We start from the raw sequence: 17,139 nt of genomic DNA on the forward strand, positions 1-17,139 counted from the left end.
AATGTTAAGTTCAGCGTAACGCACGCAGCAGCGCATCGTTATCGGCACCATCGGCTACATCAATATCCTGCCAGCCCAGTGTGGCCGCCAGGGTAGCCAAACGTTCACTGACGACCACCAGCCGACAGTGTAATAACCATTCCCGTCGATCGATTGGCGGAAACAGCGCAAACAGTTGTTGTAACATTTCACCGCTGGTCACCACCAGCGTGGTAATTCCGCGATCGCGCCAGCGACGCCCCTCAACGGCACCGTCATAGGTTTTTTCACAACGTTGGTAGCATTCGCAGTAACGCACATCGGCACCGCGTTCCGTCAGGGTATCTGCCAGCAACTCACGACCGGGACTGCCGCGCAGAATTAAGGCACGTTTGCCGTTCACCTGTTGTAAACGGTTGAGACGCACCAGTTCTTCGCTGGTTTCCCGCGCATGAGGATAGTCTACTTTCAGATTACTGACGGTATGCAACGCCAGCGCGGTGCTGCGGCCAATGGCGTAGTAATCAAGATGCGTGGGCCAGGCGAAGCCCTGACTTTGCAACGCCGGGTGGGCAAAGGTCACCACCTGTTGTGACAACAAGAACACCAGGTCACCGGGTTGCAGTGCGGCAAGTTGTTGTGGCAAGTGAACAATATCGCGACCCGGTGTGAACTCAATCAGCGGTAAGATCCACGCCAGTTTCCCCTGGGTTCGCAAACGTGCGACCAGTTCACTGGCTGCTGGCTCGGGACGGGTCACGAGAATGGTCATGCAGGCGGCTGCCCCTGATAAACCTCACGCAGAATCTCGCGTGCGCCATTTTCCAGTAGCTCTTCCGCCAGCGAAATACCCATTTGCTCCGCCTGATCACGCGGGCCACGACGTTCGCCGGTGATCATCTGGCTGCCATCTGGTGAACCCACCAAACCACGCAGCCACAGCTGATCGCCTTCCAGCACCGCAAAGCTACCAATCGGTACCTGACAGCCGCCTTCCAGACGGGTGTTCATGGCGCGTTCGGCGCGAACGCAAACCGCGGTATCGCCGTCATTCAGCGCCTGGAGCAGGGCAATCAGTTCGGCATCGTTGAGGCGGCATTCAATGCCGACTGCGCCCTGACCGACGGCCGGTAATGAGATTTCAGCGGGTAACGCGAAGCGGATGCGTTCTTCCAGACCAAGACGCTTAAGGCCCGCAGCAGCCAGAATGATGGCGTCATACTCACCGGCATCCAGTTTGCCCAGGCGGGTACCGACATTGCCGCGCAGCGAGCGAATCACCAGATCGGGACGGCGTGCGCTGAGCTGGCACTGACGGCGTAAGCTTGAGGTGCCGACGACCGCGCCCTGCGGCAGTGCATCGATAGAATCGTAATGATTGGAGACAAAGGCGTCGCGCGGGTCTTCGCGCTCGCAGATGGTGACCAGGCCGAGTCCTTCAGGGAAATCTACCGGCACATCTTTCATCGAATGCACGGCGAGGTCGGCGCGATTTTCCAGCATCGCCAACTCCAGCTCCTTGACGAAAAGCCCTTTTCCCCCCACTTTAGCCAGCGGCGTATCAAGGATGACATCACCTTTGGTGACCATAGGCACCAGCTCTACGCGCAGACCAGGGTGCGCCGTCATCAGGCGTTGCTGGACATATTGTGCCTGCCAGAGTGCGAGGGGACTTTGTCTTGTAGCAATTCTGAAAATTTTGTCTAACATGCTGTTAACCGTTTTGATCGTTCATCGAATATCCTACCATCGATAGGGGAATGCTGTCAGTTTCAACGGATTGAAAAGACTCTGATGTCAGATTTCACCGCGATCACCGGGGAATAATCTGAGGTCATAGTCCGAAAACACAGGGGTTAGTTCGGAACGTGCTAAACTGTTAAGTAGCGCAACTTTCTTTACGGTCAATCTGCCAGGTGTTAGATTGATCACGTTTCCAGCAATAATTTGCCCGATATCTTTATTATTAAGTGGCAGGTTTCGGAAACAGGGTGCTTAACACTGGGACAATCAGGCGAAACGTCTTGTACCTCTACATTGAGACACTGAAACAGAGACTGGATGCTATCAACCAGCTGCGTGTAGATCGCGCGCTGGCTGCGATGGGACCTGCTTTCCAGCACGTCTACAGTCTGCTGCCAACATTACTGCATTATCATCATCCGCTGATGCCGGGTTACCTTGAGGGTAACGTTCCACATGGCATCAGCTTTTACACGCCTGATGAAAACCAACAGCAACTGTTGCAGGATCTGGCGGGTAAACAGCCGCTGCATCTCAGCACCGGTGCCAAAGGCGAAATGCCGATCACCGGCATCTACTCAATGGGCAGCACCTCCTCTGTCGGCCAGAACAGCGTCTCCGATCTTGATATCTGGGTTTGTCATCAATCCTGGTTGGATAATGAAGAGCGCCTCAACCTGCAACGTAAATGTACCTTGTTGCAGAAATGGTGCGTCTCAATGGGGGTGGAAGTCAGCTTCTTCCTGATCGATGAGAACCGTTTCCGTCATAACGAAAGCGGCAGTCTCGGTGCAGAAGATTGCGGCTCGACCCAACATATTTTGCTGCTGGATGAATTTTACCGTACCGCTGTGCGTATGGCCGGTAAACGTATCCTGTGGAACATGGTGCCCGGTGAAGAGGAGCATCATTACGACGATTACGTCATGTCGCTGTACGCCCAGGGCGTGCTGACACCGAACGAATGGCTTGATCTGGGTGGCCTCGGTACCCTGTCAGCCGAAGAGTATTTCGGTGCCAGCCTGTGGCAGCTGTATAAAAGCATCGATTCACCGTACAAAGCAGTGCTGAAAACGCTGCTGCTGGAAGCCTATAGCTGGGAATATCCCAATACCCAACTGCTGGCGATGGACATCAAGCAGCGCCTGCACGACGGCGAAATTGTCTGCTTCGGTCTTGATCCCTACTGCATGATGCTGGAACGCGTGACGCGTTATCTCACCAGCATCGACGATTTGGCACGTCTTGATCTGGTGCGTCGCTGCTTCTACCTCAAAGTATGTGAAAAACTCTCCAGTGAAGAGAACCATCACCGCTCCGGCTGGCGTCGCGAAATCCTGTCGCAGCTGGTGAAAGAGTGGGGCTGGGACGACGAGAAGCTGGCGGTGCTGGATAACCGCGCGCAGTGGAAAATCGAGCGCGTGCGTGAAGCGCACAATGAATTGCTGGATGCGATGATGCAGAGCTATCGCAACCTGATCCGTTTCGCACGCCGAAACAATTTAAGCGTCAGCGCCAGCCCGCAGGACATCGGCGTGCTGACGCGTAAACTGTATGCTGCCTTTGAAGCGCTACCGGGCAAGGTGACGCTGGTGAACCCGCAGATTTCGCCCGACCTGTCGGAAGATAATCTGACCTTTATTCACGTCCCGGCTGGTCGCGCCAATCGCGCAGGTTGGTATCTGTATAACCAGTCGCCGGACATGAGTTCCATCATCAGCCATCAGCCGCTGGAATATAACCGCTACCTGAACAAACTGGTGGCGTGGGCGTGGTTTAACGGTTTGATGACCAGCAAAACCCGGCTGCATATCAAGGGCAATGAACTCTGCGATCTGCCGCGTTTGCAGGAGCTGGTGAATGATGTCTCGCATCATTTCCCGCTGCGCGTACCGGCACCGACGCCAAAAGCGCTCTACAGCCCGTGTGAAATTCGACACCTGGCGATTATCGTTAACCTCGAACACGATCCCACCTCCGCGTTCCGCAATCAGGTGGTGCATTTCGATTTCCGTAAACTGGACGTGTTCAGTTTCGGTCAGCAGCAGCAATGCCTGATTGGCAGCATCGATCTGTTGTACCGCAACTCGTGGAATGAGGTGCGTACGCTGCACTTCAGCGGCGAGCAGGCGATGATCGAAGCGCTGAAAACCATCCTTGGTAAAATGCATCAGGATGCTGCCCCGCCGGATACGGTAGAGGTGTTCTGCTACAGCCAGCATCTGCGCGGCCTGATTCGTACCCGCGTCCAGCAGTTGGTGTCAGAATGCATCGAGTTGCGTCTTTCCAGTACCCGTCAGGAACCGGGGCGCTTCAAAGCATTGCGCATGGCGGGCCAGACCTGGGGGCTGTTCTTTGAACGCATGAGCGTGTCGGTGCAGAAACTGGAAAATGCGGTCGAGTTCTACGGCGCGATTTCCAATAACAAGCTGCATGGACTGTCGATTAAAGTGGAGTCGAACCAGACGCCGCTGCCACCGGTGGTCAACGGCTATGCCAGCGAAGGCATCATCCAGTTCTTCTTTGAAGATACCAATGATGATCGCGGCTTCAACATTTATATCCTCGACGAAACCAACCGCGTTGAGGTGTACCATCATTGCGAAGGCAGCAAAGAAGAACTGGTGCGTGACGTCAGCCGTTTCTACTCGTCATCGCATGACCGTTTTACCTACGGTTCCAGCTTTATCAACTTCAACTTGCCGCAGTTCTATCAGATTGTGAATGCTGGCGATCGCTTCCAGGTGATCCCCTTCCGCAGTCAGACGCTGACGCAGCTGTGCGCCACACAGCCTGACAACGACAACGGCGATTTCCAGCCGCGTTATCAAATGCACTGATCCTGCCCGCGCTCGCGTGGCAGGTGTCGGACCTGTAACGTGTTTGCCGGTATTTCCTGTTGCTTTTACAACGTCAACTGCGATGATAAGCATCCAGGAAAGGACAGAAAGAGCAGACAGAATGAGACAAATGATACGTCAGCTGGGAATGGCGCTGGCACTGGTCGGCTTAGCAGGCTGTGGTCTGAAAGGCCCCTTATATTTTCCGCCTCCGGAACAACCGAAAAAAACCAATACCCAGCCCACTGAACAGCAGCAGCAAGCAGCGAAAAGTGCGGATGTGGGTGGTTTAGTTACCGACAAACAAGGCATGCAGGGGAATTAATCTCCCATGAGTAATCCGGCGGAGCAGAAAATGCAGTTCTCGAAAATGCACGGTCTTGGCAACGACTTTATGGTCGTGGACGCCGTGACGCAAAACGTCTTTTTTTCGCCGGAGCTGATTCGCCGTCTGGCGGATCGCCATCTGGGGATCGGTTTCGATCAACTGCTGATTGTCGAACCGCCTTACGATCCGGATCTTGATTTCCACTATCGAATTTTCAACGCTGATGGCAGTGAAGTGGCGCAGTGTGGCAATGGTGCGCGCTGCTTCGCCCGTTTCGTGCGTCTGAAAGGGTTGACCAACAAAAGCGATATCCGCGTCAGTACCCAAACTGGCCGGATGGTGCTGAGCGTCACCAATGACGAGCTGGTGCGCGTCAATATGGGTGAGCCAAACTTCGAACCCCAGCAGGTCCCGTTCCGCGCCAACAAAGCCGAGAATCTCTATCTGCTGCGCGTGGCCGACCAGACCGTGATGTTCGGCGCCGTGTCGATGGGTAATCCGCATTGTGTTATCCAGGTTGAGAACGTGAAAACCGCGCCGGTGGAAACCCTCGGCCCGGTACTGGAAAGCCATGAACGTTTTCCGGAGCGCGTGAATGTCGGATTTATGGAAGTGGTCAATCCAGAACACATTCGTCTGCGCGTTTATGAACGCGGCGCGGGTGAAACCCAGGCTTGCGGCAGTGGCGCGTGTGCCGCTGTTGCCTGCGGTATTCAGCAGGGCATTCTGGCGGAGAAAGTCCGCGTTGATCTGCCCGGCGGAACGCTGCATATTGCCTGGAAAGGGGCCGGTCAACCGCTGTTTATGACCGGGCCAGCCACACACGTCTACGATGGGTTTATTCATCTATGAAAAATGTCGAAGAGCAGACCGACAGCGCGGTGCTGCTGGACGATCAGGCGGTCAGCGCATTTCTGCGTCAGAACCCCGATTTTTTTATTCGCAATGCGCGCCAGGTCGAACAGATGATGGTGCCGCATCCGGTACGCGGCAGCGTGTCGCTGGTGGAATGGCATATGGCGCGGCAGCGTAACCATATCCAGCAGTTGGAAGAGGAGATCACGCTGTTGATGGAGCAGGCAACGGCCAACCATCAACTGTTTGATCGCCTGCTGTCGTTACAGGGGCATCTCGCCGCCGCAGATAGCCTGCAAGATATGCTGACGCGTCTGCATCGCTGGGCGCGTGAGTTGGGCCTTGCCGGAGCCAATGTACGCTTGTTCAGCGACAAATGGCACATCGGCGCACCGTCCGATTTCACCCAATTGGGCCTGTCACGCCAGGCGTTTGAGCCGTTGCGTATCCAGCGCTTCGGCAATGAACACCATTATCTTGGTCACCTCAATGGTCCTGAGTTGCTGCTGCTGTTGCCACAGGCGAAAGCCATCGGTTCCGTAGCCATGTCGCTGATGGGCGATCGCGGTGAACTGGGCGTGTTGATCTTCAGCAGCCGTGACAACCAGCATTATCAGGCGGGCATGGGAACGTTGCTGCTGCAACATCTGGCGCTGATGCTGCCAGAATTGCTGTCACGCTGGGTCGAACGTGCATGAGCAGCGACAGCCCGCTGCTTCCCGCCGTTGAGGGCTTCCTGCGTTATCTGAAAGTCGAGCGCCAGCTTAGCCCGTTGACGCAGCAAAACTATGCTCGCCAGCTTCAGGCCATCATCCCGATGGCTGATGAGATGAAAATCACCGCCTGGACACAGCTGGAACCGGCGCAGGTACGTAACATCGCCGCGCGCAGTCGCCGTGCGGGTTTAGGTGCCAGTAGCCTGGCGTTACGCTTGTCAGCGTTGCGCAGTTTCCTTGACTGGCAGGTCAGCCAGGGGATGCTGAGCGGTAATCCGGCCAAAGGCATCGCCACCCCGCGTAATGCGCGTCATCTGCCGAAAAATATGGATGTCGACGAGGTCAATCAACTGCTGGAAATTGACCTCAACGATCCGCTGGCGGTACGCGATCGCGCCATGCTGGAAACTATGTATGGTGGAGGGTTGCGTCTGTCGGAGCTGGTGCATATGGATATCCGCCACCTCGATCTCGAGGCGGGCGAAGTCTGGGTGCTGGGCAAAGGCAGCAAAGAACGCCGCGTGCCGATTGGTGGCACCGCAGTCACCTGGTTGCAGCACTGGCTGCCGCTGCGTGCCAGCTTTGCACCGCAGGATGACGCGGTGTTTGTCTCCAGCCGTGGAAGCCGCATTTCGGCGCGTAACGTGCAAAAACGCTTTGCCGAATGGGGCATCAAACAAGGCGTCGCCAGCCACATCCACCCGCATAAGCTGCGCCACTCTTTTGCTACGCATTTGCTGGAATCGAGCGGCGATCTACGTGCGGTGCAGGAGCTGCTCGGCCACGCTAATCTCTCGACCACGCAAATCTATACCCATCTTGATTTCCAGCATCTGGCCTCGGTGTACGATTCCGCACACCCACGCGCCAAACGAGGAAAGTCGTAATGAAGTTTTACCGTCCACTGCGTGCGATCAAAGCGATCACCTTTGATCTCGACGACACCTTATATGACAACCATCCGGTGATCCGCAAAACCACCGCAGAATCCCATGCGGCGTTACAGGCTTATCATCCGGCCTTATGCGATTTCACCCCGGCAGAATATCAGGCGCTGCGTGATGAATTGCTGGCGCGCGAGCCGGAGATTTATCACGACGTGTCCGAGTGGCGGCGTCGTTCGGTCGAACTGGCGTTGATCAACGTCGGTTTATCCACAGCGGAAGCGACCGCAGGCGCCAGTGAAGTGATGAGTGTGTTCCATCGCTGGCGCAGCGAAGTGGACATGCCGGAAGAAACGCATGCGACCCTGACCGCGCTCGGTAATAAAGTCCCGCTGGTGGCGATCACCAATGGCAATGCCGATCCGCAAAAACTTGGGATCTCACACTATTTTGAGTTCGCGCTGCGCGCCGGACCACATGGCCGCGCGAAGCCGTGGCAGGATATGTATCAGCTGGCGTCTGAACGTTTAGGCATTGCCCCGGAACACATTCTGCATGTGGGTGACGATCTCACCACCGACGTTGCCGGTTCGCTACGTGCCGGGATGCAAGCGTGCTGGATTAACCTGCGCGACGGCAACCTGATGCACATTGATGATGCGCGCCTGCTGCCGCATGTTGAAATTTCGCAGTTGGCATCACTGACCTCGCTGCTATAATGGCTGTATATTTACCCAGCTATTGGGTGATCTTCTTTTTTTAAACGGTGCTTATGGACGTTTCTGATCTGCTTAACGGCTTAAATGACAAACAGCGCGAGGCGGTCGCCGCACCGCGCAGCAACCTGCTGGTGCTGGCCGGAGCAGGCAGTGGCAAAACCCGTGTGCTGGTGCATCGCATTGCCTGGCTGTTGTCGGTAGAGAATTGCTCGCCTTACTCAATTATGGCGGTGACCTTTACCAACAAAGCCGCCGCAGAGATGCGCCATCGTATCGATCAACTGATCGGCACCAGCCAGGGCGGCATGTGGATCGGCACGTTCCACGGCCTGGCGCACCGTTTATTGCGCGCCCACCATCTTGATGCCGGGCTGCCGCAGGATTTTCAGATCCTCGACAGCGAAGATCAGCTGCGCTTGCTGAAGCGTCTGATCAAAGCGATGAACCTCGATGAAAAACAATGGCCTGCGCGTCAGGGCATGTGGTACATCAACGGCAAGAAAGATGAAGGTCTGCGCCCCAAACATATTGAAAGCTACGGCAACCCGGTGGAGCAAACCTGGCTGCGGATTTATCAGGCGTATCAGGAAGCCTGCGATCGCGCCGGTCTGGTGGATTTTGCCGAGCTGCTGCTGCGTGCGCACGAACTGTGGCTGAATAAACCCCATATCCTCAATCACTACCGCGAGCGTTTCAGTAACGTGCTGGTGGACGAATTCCAGGACACCAACAACATTCAATACGCATGGATTCGTATGCTGGCGGGTGATACTGGCCGGGTGATTATCGTTGGCGATGATGACCAGTCGATCTACGGCTGGCGTGGTGCGCAGGTGGAAAACATCCAGCGGTTTTTGCAGGATTTCCCTGGCGCAGAAACCATCCGCCTGGAGCAGAACTACCGTTCCACCAATAACATCCTGAAAGCGGCGAACGCCCTGATTGCCAACAACAATGGCCGCCTCGGTAAAGAGTTGTGGACCGATGGCAGCGATGGCGAACCGATCTCCCTCTACTGCGCCTTTAACGAGCTGGATGAAGCGCGCTTCGTGGTCAACCGCATCAAAGCCTGGCATGAGAACGGTAACGCGCTGGCCGACTGCGCGATTCTGTATCGCAGCAACGCCCAGTCACGCGTGCTGGAAGAGGCGCTGCTCCAGGGCAGCATGCCATACCGGATCTATGGCGGCATGCGCTTCTTCGAGCGTCAGGAAATCAAAGACGCACTGGCTTACCTGCGTCTGATGGCGAACCGCAACGATGATGCGGCGTTTGAACGCGTGGTGAATACCCCGGTCCGTGGCGTGGGCGATCGTACCCTTGACGTGGTACGTCAGACGGCGCGCGAACAACAGCTGACTCTGTGGCAGGCAACGCGTGAACTGCTACAAAATCGGGTGCTGGCGGGGCGTGCAGCCTCGGCGCTACAACGTTTCTGCGAACTGGTGGATGCGTTGGCCAGTGAAACCGCAGAACTTCCGTTGCATGTACAAACTGACCGGGTGATCAAAGATTCCGGGCTGTGGCTGATGTACGAGCAGGAGAAGGGCGAAAAAGGCCAGGCGCGTATCGAAAACCTTGAGGAACTGGTGACGGCAACGCGTCAGTTCAGCTATCAGGATGAAGACGAAGATCTGATGCCGTTGCAGGCTTTCCTCTCCCATGCAGCGCTGGAAGCAGGAGAAGGCCAGGCCGACAAATGGCAGGATGCTGTTCAGTTGATGACGCTGCATTCGGCGAAAGGTCTGGAGTTCAGCCAGGTGTTTATCGTCGGGATGGAAGAAGGCATGTTCCCAAGTCAGATGTCACTCGATGAGGGTGGCCGTCTCGAAGAGGAGCGTCGTCTGGCTTATGTTGGCGTGACGCGTGCGATGGAAAAGCTGACGCTGACTTATGCGGAAACACGGCGCCTTTATGGTAAGGAAGTGTATCACCGGCCATCACGTTTCATTGGTGAACTGCCGGAAGATTGCGTGGAAGAGGTACGTTTACGTGCCAGCGTGAGCCGTCCGGTCAATCATCAGCGCATGGGAACACCGATCGCGCAAAACGACAGCGGCTTCGCGCTGGGCCAGCGTGTACGCCATGCCAAATTTGGCGAAGGTACCATTATCAACCTCGAAGGCAGCGGCGAGCACAGCCGTTTGCAGGTCGCTTTTCAGGGACAGGGCATCAAATGGCTGGTTGCTGCCTATGCCCGGCTGGAAACGGTGTAGCGCGGTTGCGCTGCCTTGACGACTTTTTCGTCTCAGCGTAACATGCGCCCACTATTATCATGAGAGGACAATGCCTTGGACACGCCCAGTCGATGCTGGCTCAACCCCCTGGTTCACAGGAATAACATCTAAGGCTACCTCTTAGCTGGTAGCCTTAGCGGTTATCAGCGACCTCCCTTTTTGTCCCGTCGCATGAGTCAGCACTGATTATACCCGTCATAGTTCAAGTTGCAGGTGCGTTGGCTGCGGATATTCACCCCAGTCACTTACTACAGTAAGCTCCCGGGGATTCACATCCTTGCCGCCTTCCCGCAACTCGAATTATTTAGGGTATACCTTGAGGCGAAAGTTTCGGTGTTCAGGCTTTGCCGTGCCCGTTTTGCGTAAGCGCAACGGTTCACCGCCTTGTCCCATTAAGTCTGCAATGGGGAGTATTGCTATGCTGAGCGCATTTAAACTGGATCGCAGCCGCCTGACGCGTCTCGAACTGGAAGACCATAACGACAAACTCAACGCGTCCGTGTGGGTTGATCTGATCGAGCCCGATGAAGGCGAGCGCGAACGGGTGCAAAGTGAGCTGGGCCAGAGCCTGGCAACACGCCCGGAGCTGGAAGACATCGAAGCCTCGGCGCGTTTCTTTGAAGACGAAGATGGCCTGCATATTCACTCCTTCTTCTTTTATGAAGATGCGGAAGATCATGCCGGTAACTCGACCGTGGCGTTCACCATCCGTGAAGATCGCCTCTATACGCTGCGCGAGCGTGAACTGCCCGCGTTTCGTCTCTATCGTATGCGCGCCCGTAACCAAACCCTGATTGACGGTAATGCGTTTGAACTGCTGCTGGATCTGTTTGAAACCAAAATCGAACAGTTGGCGGATGAGATCGAAAACATCTACAGCGCGCTGGAAAAGCTGAGCCGCGTGATTATGGAAGGGCAGCAGGGCGAAGAGTACGACGAAGCGCTGTCGCGTCTGGCGGAACTGGAAGATATCGGCTGGAAGGTCCGTCTGTGTCTGATGGATACCCAGCGTGCGCTGAACTTCCTGGTGCGCAAAGCGCGTCTACCGGCGAACCAACTGGAGCAGGCGCGTGAGATCCTGCGCGATATCGAGTCTCTGCTGCCGCACAACGAATCGCTGTTCCAGAAGGTTAACTTCCTGATGCAGGCGGCGATGGGCTTTATCAACATCGAGCAGAACCGCATCATCAAAATCTTCTCGGTAGTGTCGGTGGTGTTCCTGCCGCCCACGCTGGTGGCGTCCAGTTACGGGATGAACTTCGAATTTATGCCAGAACTGAAGTGGAGCTTCGGCTACCCGGCGGCGATTGGGTTGATGATTCTTGCGGGTCTGGCACCTTATCTCTACTTCAAACGTAAAAACTGGTTGTAACATTGCGCGATAAATTGCGCCGCTACGCATGCAATATGTAACAATTGTCGGGCCGTCTACACGGCCCGATTTTCTGGCTATAAATCACAATTCTGCGTAACCTGTTCTTTCCTGCTGATTAACTAATTCGTTGTATCCCACCTTATGGCGCGTCTCTCTTTGCGACAGCAGTGGACCATTCTGCTGATTGCTTCACTGATTCTGGGAATTATCTTCCAGTTGTTTCACCTGCCTGCGGCGTTGTTGCTCGGCCCGATGATTGTCGGCACCGTCATGGGACTCTCTGGCGCGTCGGTGCGCATCGATAAACGCTTGTTTGTGCTGGCTCAGGCGGTATTGGGGTGCATGATTGGGCAAACCCTGTCACCGGCGATACTGCCACCCCTGTTGCAGGATTGGCCGGTGGTGCTGGCGGTGTTGGCACTGACGCTGGCCGCCAGTGGGTTGTCTGGTTTCCTGCTGGTGCGTTTCAGTAATCTGCCCGGACCAACCGGTGCCTGGGGCTCCTCTCCCGGTGGTGCCTCGGCGATGGTGGCGATGGCCGGTGATTTTGGTGCTGACGTGCGGCTGGTGGCGTTTATGCAGTATCTGCGCGTGTTGTTTGTTGCCACGGCCGCTGCGGTGGTGGCGCGTATCGGGCTGGGTAGCAGCGGCGGTAACGCCGAGCTGGTCTGGTTTCCTGCACTCAACAGCAGCTTTCTTCTGACGTTGGTGGTGATGGTGGCCGGTGCCTGGCTGGGGCAAAAGTTACGGATTCCGTCTGGCGCGTTGTTATTACCGGCGCTGATTGGCGCCACGATGCAGGGCACGGGCGTGGCAACGTTACAGGTGCCGGAATGGCTGTTGGCGCTGGCCTATGCGTTAATCGGCTGGAGCGTCGGACTGCGCTTCACCCGCCCGATTTTCCTGCTGGCGCTACGCACTTTGCCGCAAATGGTGGTGTCGATTATTGGTCTGATGTTGCTGTGTGGTGGGCTGGCGTGGATGCTGACGCGGGTGTTGCACGTCGATCTGATGACGGCTTATCTGGCAACCAGCCCTGGCGGGCTGGATACGGTGGCGATCATTGCCGCAGGCAGCCGGGTCGATATCGCTTTTGTGATGGCGTTGCAGACCTTGCGTCTGTTCACCATTTTGCTTACCGGCCCGGCGCTGGCACGTTTTATCTCACGCTACGCGCACGCGCGTGCGAGCTGAGGCAATCGCGGCATCGACAATAAAAAAGGCGAGCGCCAGCCAGATAAAGCCAAAGGTCACCATTTTATCTGGCGTGACGGTTTCGCCATAAAACACCACCGCCAGCAGGAACATCAGCGTCGGACCGAGATACTGGAAAAAACCGATCGTTGAGAGACGCAAACGCGTGCAGGCGGCGGCAAACAGCATCAGCGGTACCGTGGTGACAATCCCGGCGGCGACCAGTTTCAGGTTAAGGCTTAGCGGGTTGGCGCTCAGATGGCTGGTGGCGCTATCGGCAAAACCAAACAGATAAATCGCCGCCAGCGGGAACATCCACAGCGTCTCAATCAGCATACCGCTCTGCGCATCGACCTGAATTTTCTTGCGCATCAGGCCGTAAAACGCAAAGGTCAGCGCCAGCCCGAGGGCAATCATCGGCACCGAACCAAACTTCCACAGCTGTACCAGCACCCCGAGCGCGGCAAGCAGTACCGCCAACCATTGCAGGGGACGGAAGCGCTCGCGCATAAACAACATCCCCAGCACCACGTTAAACAATGGGCTGATGAAATAGCCGAGGCTGGCTTCAAGGATGTGCTGATTATTCACCGCCCAGATATACAGCAGCCAGTTGCCGCCGATGGTGAAGGCGGTGAACGCCAGCAACAGCACTTTTTTTGGCTGGCGCATCACGCTGCATACCTGGTTCCAGTTACGGCTGAGGGTGATCAACAGCAGCATAAACAATGCTGACCAAATCACCCGATGCGTCATGATTTCAAGTGGAGGGACAACCTTGACCAGCTTGAAGTAGGCCGGTGCCACCCCCCACAGGAAATAGGCGCCGAGTGCGTAGCCGATACCCTGGCGCGTTTGTTGTGTATCCATGATTTCCTAACCGATCAGGTAAGTCGCAGTGGCGGTAGCGATGTAATCACCCTGCTGGTTATGCATTTCAACGCGGGCGACCGCGACTTTATTACCGGCACGCAGCAGGCTGCTGGTGGCGACAAAACGCTCGCCGCGACCCGGACGCAGATAATCCACGCGCATATCAATCGTACCCATCCGCGACAAGCGCTGGCGCAGCTCCTCTTCGCTGATGTTCTCCTGGCGCGTCAGCGAATGACTGACGCAAACCAGGCCAGCGGCAACATCCAGTACCGAGGCGATCACGCCGCCATGCAAAATACTTTGCGCGGCATTCCCCACCAGCATGGTTTTATTGGCAAAACCCAGTTCGGCGTAATCGGGTTCGAGCCGATCCAGTTCCAGCCCAAGTGCCTGATTAAACGGCATATGATAAACAAAAATTTCGCCAATCAGACGGCGTGCTTCCTGCGGTGTCAGCATCGGTGATGACATGGTGGTGGCCTTCAAACAACCCCTTGTACGGGGCGATGGATGTTAAAGAATTGTGTATATTATGCCGCGTTAGAGCCGCTTTCCAGTTTCAGAAATCGTCGCTAATCAAGGGTTAAGTTTGTGTGTAGAATGACCTGCTTTTTTAAACCGTTACCAAACGACTATGCAGTGCCCACTGGAGAATTCTATGCGTAAGCAGCGCGCCTTGCTGGCAGCGGCTCTGTTAATTCCTGCTATGGCGCAGGCGGATGAAGCCACGATTAAAGATGTTCATGATGCACCAACGGTAAAGGGCAGTATTATTGCTAACCTGCTGGAGAAACACGATAACCCATTCGTGCTTTATCCCTACGAAAACAACTATCTGCTTTACACCTACACCAGCGACATGAACAAAGAGGCCATTTCCTCTTACGACTGGGCAGACAAAGCCAAAAAGGATGAAGTAAAATTCCAGCTCAGTCTGGCCTTTCCGCTGTGGCGCGGTATTCTGGGCGACAATTCGGTACTGGCGGCGTCTTATACCCAGCGTTCCTGGTGGCAGCTCTCCAATCGTGGCGCCTCTTCACCGTTTCGTGAAACCAACTATGAGCCGCAGATTTTCCTCGGCTGGGCGACGGATTACTCGCTGGGTGGCTGGACATTGCGCGATGTGGAGATGGGTCTGAACCATCAGTCAAACGGCCGCAGCGATCCGACTTCTCGTAGCTGGAACCGCGTATATGCGCGCCTGATGGCGGAGAACGGCAATTTCCTCGCTGAGATCAAACCCTGGTATCGTATCCCGGAAAGCGCCAGCAATGATGACAACCCGGATATCACCAAATACATGGGCTATTACCGCGCGAAGCTGGGTTACATGTACGGCGAAAGCATTTTTAGCGTGGAAGGCAATTACAACTGGAACAGTGGCTACGGCGGTGCAACCTTTGCCTGGAGCTACCCGATCAGCGAGCATGTGCGTTTTTACACGCAGCTGTTTAGCGGCTATGGTGAATCGCTCATCGACTACAACCACCGCCAGACGCGTGTGGGTGTCGGCGTAACGCTCAACGATCTGTTCTGATAAGCAAACAACAGGATTACCGTGGCAACATCGGCAGTGCTCAATCAGGAAACGCTGGCGCAGCAGGTATTACAGGATACCTTCGGCTACCAGCAATTTCGTCCCGGCCAGCAAACCATCATCGAAACGGCGCTGGCAGGGCGCGATTGCCTGGTGGTTATGCCCACCGGCGGCGGCAAATCGCTGTGTTATCAAATTCCGGCGCTGGTGCGTGAGGGATTAACGCTGGTGGTTTCGCCGTTGATTTCCCTGATGAAAGATCAGGTCGATCAATTGCTGGCTAACGGTGTGGCTGCGGCCTGCCTTAACTCCACCCAGACGCGTGAAGAGCAGCAGCAGGTGTTTGCCGATTGTCGTAGCGGTCGCCTGAAACTGCTCTATATCGCGCCTGAACGCCTGATGATGGATAACTTCCTCGACAGCCTGCACCACTGGAATCCGGTGATGCTGGCGGTGGATGAAGCGCACTGTATCTCGCAATGGGGCCACGATTTCCGCCCGGAGTATGGTGCGTTGGGCCAACTGCGCCAGCGCTTCCCGGAGCTGCCGGTGATGGCGCTGACCGCCACCGCTGACGAAACCACGCGTAATGACATCGCGCATCTGTTGCAGATGCACGATCCCCTGATTCAAATCAGCAGCTTCGATCGACCGAACATCCGCTATACGCTGGTGGAGAAGTTCAAACCGACCGAGCAGCTGCTGCGCTATGTTCAGGACCAGCGCGGCAAAAGCGGCATTATTTACTGCAACAGCCGCGCCAAGGTGGAAGACACCGCTGCCCGCCTGCAAAGCCGTGGTCTGAGCGTGGGTGCTTATCATGCTGGTATCGACAGCGCTCAGCGTGCGCGGGTGCAGGAGGCTTTCCAGCGTGATGACCTGCAAATCGTGGTGGCTACCGTGGCGTTCGGTATGGGCATCAACAAACCCAACGTCCGTTTTGTGGTGCACTTTGATATTCCGCGTAACATCGAATCCTATTATCAGGAAACGGGCCGCGCCGGACGTGACGGTTTGCCTGCCGAAGCCATGATGCTGTACGACCCGGCCGATATGGCCTGGTTGCGTAAATGTCTGGAAGAGAAAACGCCTGGGCCGTTGCAGGATATTGAACGCCATAAACTCAATGCGATGGGCGCGTTTGCTGAAGCGCAAACCTGCCGTCGTCTGGTGCTGCTCAACTATTTTGGCGAGGGACGTCAGCAGCCGTGTGACAACTGCGATATCTGCCTCGATCCACCGCGTCGTTACGATGGTCTGGTGGAGGCGCAGAAAGCGCTGTCCAGCATTTATCGCACCGGGCAGCGCTTCGGCATGGGCTATATTGTTGAAGTTTTGCGCGGTGCCAGCAACCAGCGTATTCGCGACAACGGCCACGACAAATTGCCGGTTTACGGCATTGGCCGTGATAACAGCACCGAACATTGGGTCAGCGTGCTGCGTCAGCTCATCCATCTCGGCATGGTGACGCAAAATATCGCCATGCATTCCGCGTTACAACTTACCGAAGCGGCTCGTCCGGTGCTGCGTGCAGAAATCCCGCTGATGCTGGCGGTGCCGCGCATTGTGACGGTGAAAACACGCAGCAGCTCGCCGAAGGTCTATGGCGGCAATTACGATCGCAAACTGTTCGCCAAGCTGCGTAAGTTACGTAAAGCGATTGCTGACGAAGAGAATATTCCGCCGTATGTGGTGTTTAACGACGCCACGTTGATTGAGATGGCGGAACAGATGCCGGTGAGCGCGTCAGAAATGCTGAGCGTGAACGGTGTCGGCCATCGCAAACTGGAACGTTTTGGTAAACCGTTCCTGGTGATGATCAAAGAACATCTTGATGAAGAGTAAAGGAAAAAAAG

Annotated in this window: 16 protein-coding genes; 12 read left to right on the forward strand and 4 right to left on the reverse strand. The window is 55.8% G+C overall.

The window, feature by feature from the left end; all coding sequences use genetic code 11:
• Positions 1–10: 10 nt before the first annotated feature.
• Together hemD and hemC are read right to left on the reverse strand one after the other, a co-directional pair.
• Positions 11–751 (reverse strand): uroporphyrinogen-III synthase, encoded by a 741-nt coding sequence (gene hemD, locus AC6I8R_RS00925; RefSeq protein ID WP_021183789.1) that lies wholly within the window; start codon positions 749–751, stop codon positions 11–13.
• Positions 748–1,689 (reverse strand): hydroxymethylbilane synthase, encoded by a 942-nt coding sequence (gene hemC / locus AC6I8R_RS00930; RefSeq protein ID WP_497831808.1) that lies wholly within the window; start codon positions 1,687–1,689, stop codon positions 748–750. The genes hemD and hemC overlap by 4 nt, the downstream gene beginning before the upstream one ends.
• A 314-nt stretch (positions 1,690–2,003) precedes the next feature.
• On the opposite strand from hemC, the gene AC6I8R_RS00935 reads away from it, so the two are divergent.
• The 10 genes from AC6I8R_RS00935 to AC6I8R_RS00980 all read left to right on the forward strand — a co-directional run bounded on the left by AC6I8R_RS00935 (position 2,004) and on the right by AC6I8R_RS00980 (position 12,870).
• Positions 2,004–4,562: a class I adenylate cyclase gene (locus AC6I8R_RS00935; protein WP_497831809.1), complete on the forward strand. Its 2,559-nt coding sequence runs from the start codon at positions 2,004–2,006 to the stop codon at positions 4,560–4,562.
• Positions 4,563–4,683: 121 nt separating this feature from the next.
• The gene (gene lptM, locus AC6I8R_RS00940) at positions 4,684–4,887 is read left to right on the forward strand and encodes an LPS translocon maturation chaperone LptM (protein ID WP_036625841.1); all 204 of its coding nucleotides are present in this window, start codon (positions 4,684–4,686) and stop codon (positions 4,885–4,887) included.
• A gap of 30 nt (positions 4,888–4,917) precedes the next feature.
• Positions 4,918–5,742, forward strand: a complete 825-nt coding sequence (gene dapF / locus AC6I8R_RS00945; protein ID WP_036625919.1) for a diaminopimelate epimerase — start codon at positions 4,918–4,920, stop codon at positions 5,740–5,742.
• Positions 5,739–6,443, forward strand: a complete 705-nt coding sequence (locus tag AC6I8R_RS00950) for a DUF484 domain-containing protein (RefSeq protein WP_021183794.1) — start codon at positions 5,739–5,741, stop codon at positions 6,441–6,443. Before dapF ends, AC6I8R_RS00950 begins: the two co-directional genes overlap by 4 nt.
• On the forward strand, positions 6,440–7,348 hold the full coding sequence (gene xerC / locus AC6I8R_RS00955) for a tyrosine recombinase XerC (RefSeq protein ID WP_021183795.1): 909 nt from the start codon (positions 6,440–6,442) through the stop codon (positions 7,346–7,348). The genes AC6I8R_RS00950 and xerC overlap by 4 nt, the downstream gene beginning before the upstream one ends.
• Positions 7,348–8,064, forward strand: a complete 717-nt coding sequence (yigB, locus tag AC6I8R_RS00960) for a 5-amino-6-(5-phospho-D-ribitylamino)uracil phosphatase YigB (RefSeq protein WP_497831810.1) — start codon at positions 7,348–7,350, stop codon at positions 8,062–8,064. The genes xerC and yigB overlap by 1 nt, the downstream gene beginning before the upstream one ends.
• A 53-nt stretch (positions 8,065–8,117) precedes the next feature.
• Positions 8,118–10,280, forward strand: coding sequence for a DNA helicase II (gene uvrD / locus AC6I8R_RS00965; protein WP_021183797.1), 2,163 nt, complete (start codon positions 8,118–8,120; stop codon positions 10,278–10,280).
• Positions 10,281–10,355: 75 nt separating this feature from the next.
• A complete protein-coding gene (gene ysgD, locus AC6I8R_RS00970) occupies positions 10,356–10,412 on the forward strand; it encodes a YsgD/CorL family protein (protein WP_367617716.1) in 57 nt (18 codons plus the stop codon).
• 307 nt (positions 10,413–10,719) lie between these two features.
• Entirely contained in the window at positions 10,720–11,673 is a 954-nt protein-coding gene (gene corA, locus AC6I8R_RS00975; protein WP_021183798.1) for a magnesium/cobalt transporter CorA, read from the forward strand.
• A 144-nt stretch (positions 11,674–11,817) separates the two neighbouring features.
• Positions 11,818–12,870 (forward strand): AbrB family transcriptional regulator, encoded by a 1,053-nt coding sequence (locus AC6I8R_RS00980; RefSeq protein ID WP_021183799.1) that lies wholly within the window; start codon positions 11,818–11,820, stop codon positions 12,868–12,870.
• Here AC6I8R_RS00980 and rarD read toward each other — a convergent pair.
• A complete protein-coding gene (rarD, locus tag AC6I8R_RS00985; protein WP_021183800.1) occupies positions 12,841–13,740 on the reverse strand; it encodes an EamA family transporter RarD in 900 nt (299 codons plus the stop codon). The two genes, AC6I8R_RS00980 and rarD, sit on opposite strands and share 30 nt — an antisense overlap.
• Before the next feature lie 6 nt (positions 13,741–13,746).
• Positions 13,747–14,217, reverse strand: coding sequence for a thioesterase family protein (locus tag AC6I8R_RS00990; RefSeq protein WP_021183801.1), 471 nt, complete (start codon positions 14,215–14,217; stop codon positions 13,747–13,749).
• Positions 14,218–14,404: 187 nt separating this feature from the next.
• Between AC6I8R_RS00990 and pldA the strand changes: the two genes are divergently transcribed.
• Both pldA and recQ read left to right on the forward strand, forming a co-directional pair.
• Positions 14,405–15,283 carry a phospholipase A gene (gene pldA / locus AC6I8R_RS00995; RefSeq protein WP_497831811.1) on the forward strand — a complete coding sequence of 293 codons (879 nt, stop codon included), beginning with the start codon at positions 14,405–14,407 and terminating at the stop codon, positions 15,281–15,283.
• 21 nt (positions 15,284–15,304) lie between these two features.
• The gene (gene recQ, locus AC6I8R_RS01000; RefSeq protein ID WP_021183803.1) at positions 15,305–17,128 is read left to right on the forward strand and encodes an ATP-dependent DNA helicase RecQ; all 1,824 of its coding nucleotides are present in this window, start codon (positions 15,305–15,307) and stop codon (positions 17,126–17,128) included.
• The last annotated feature ends 11 nt before the right edge of the window (positions 17,129–17,139 follow it).

The organism is Pantoea sp. X-Soil-OKNW-713 (genome assembly GCF_059730685.1).

Coding starts and splice junctions, on each gene's coding strand:
- hemD (WP_021183789.1), bottom strand. CDS start 751: ATGACCATTCTCGTGACCCGTCCCGAGCCAGCAGCCAGTGAACTGGTC.
- hemC (WP_497831808.1), bottom strand. CDS start 1,689: ATGTTAGACAAAATTTTCAGAATTGCTACAAGACAAAGTCCCCTCGCA.
- lptM (WP_036625841.1), top strand. CDS start 4,684: ATGAGACAAATGATACGTCAGCTGGGAATGGCGCTGGCACTGGTCGGC.
- dapF (WP_036625919.1), top strand. CDS start 4,918: ATGCAGTTCTCGAAAATGCACGGTCTTGGCAACGACTTTATGGTCGTG.
- AC6I8R_RS00950 (WP_021183794.1), top strand. CDS start 5,739: ATGAAAAATGTCGAAGAGCAGACCGACAGCGCGGTGCTGCTGGACGAT.
- xerC (WP_021183795.1), top strand. CDS start 6,440: ATGAGCAGCGACAGCCCGCTGCTTCCCGCCGTTGAGGGCTTCCTGCGT.
- yigB (WP_497831810.1), top strand. CDS start 7,348: ATGAAGTTTTACCGTCCACTGCGTGCGATCAAAGCGATCACCTTTGAT.
- uvrD (WP_021183797.1), top strand. CDS start 8,118: ATGGACGTTTCTGATCTGCTTAACGGCTTAAATGACAAACAGCGCGAG.
- corA (WP_021183798.1), top strand. CDS start 10,720: ATGCTGAGCGCATTTAAACTGGATCGCAGCCGCCTGACGCGTCTCGAA.
- AC6I8R_RS00980 (WP_021183799.1), top strand. CDS start 11,818: ATGGCGCGTCTCTCTTTGCGACAGCAGTGGACCATTCTGCTGATTGCT.
- rarD (WP_021183800.1), bottom strand. CDS start 13,740: ATGGATACACAACAAACGCGCCAGGGTATCGGCTACGCACTCGGCGCC.
- AC6I8R_RS00990 (WP_021183801.1), bottom strand. CDS start 14,217: ATGTCATCACCGATGCTGACACCGCAGGAAGCACGCCGTCTGATTGGC.
- pldA (WP_497831811.1), top strand. CDS start 14,405: ATGCGTAAGCAGCGCGCCTTGCTGGCAGCGGCTCTGTTAATTCCTGCT.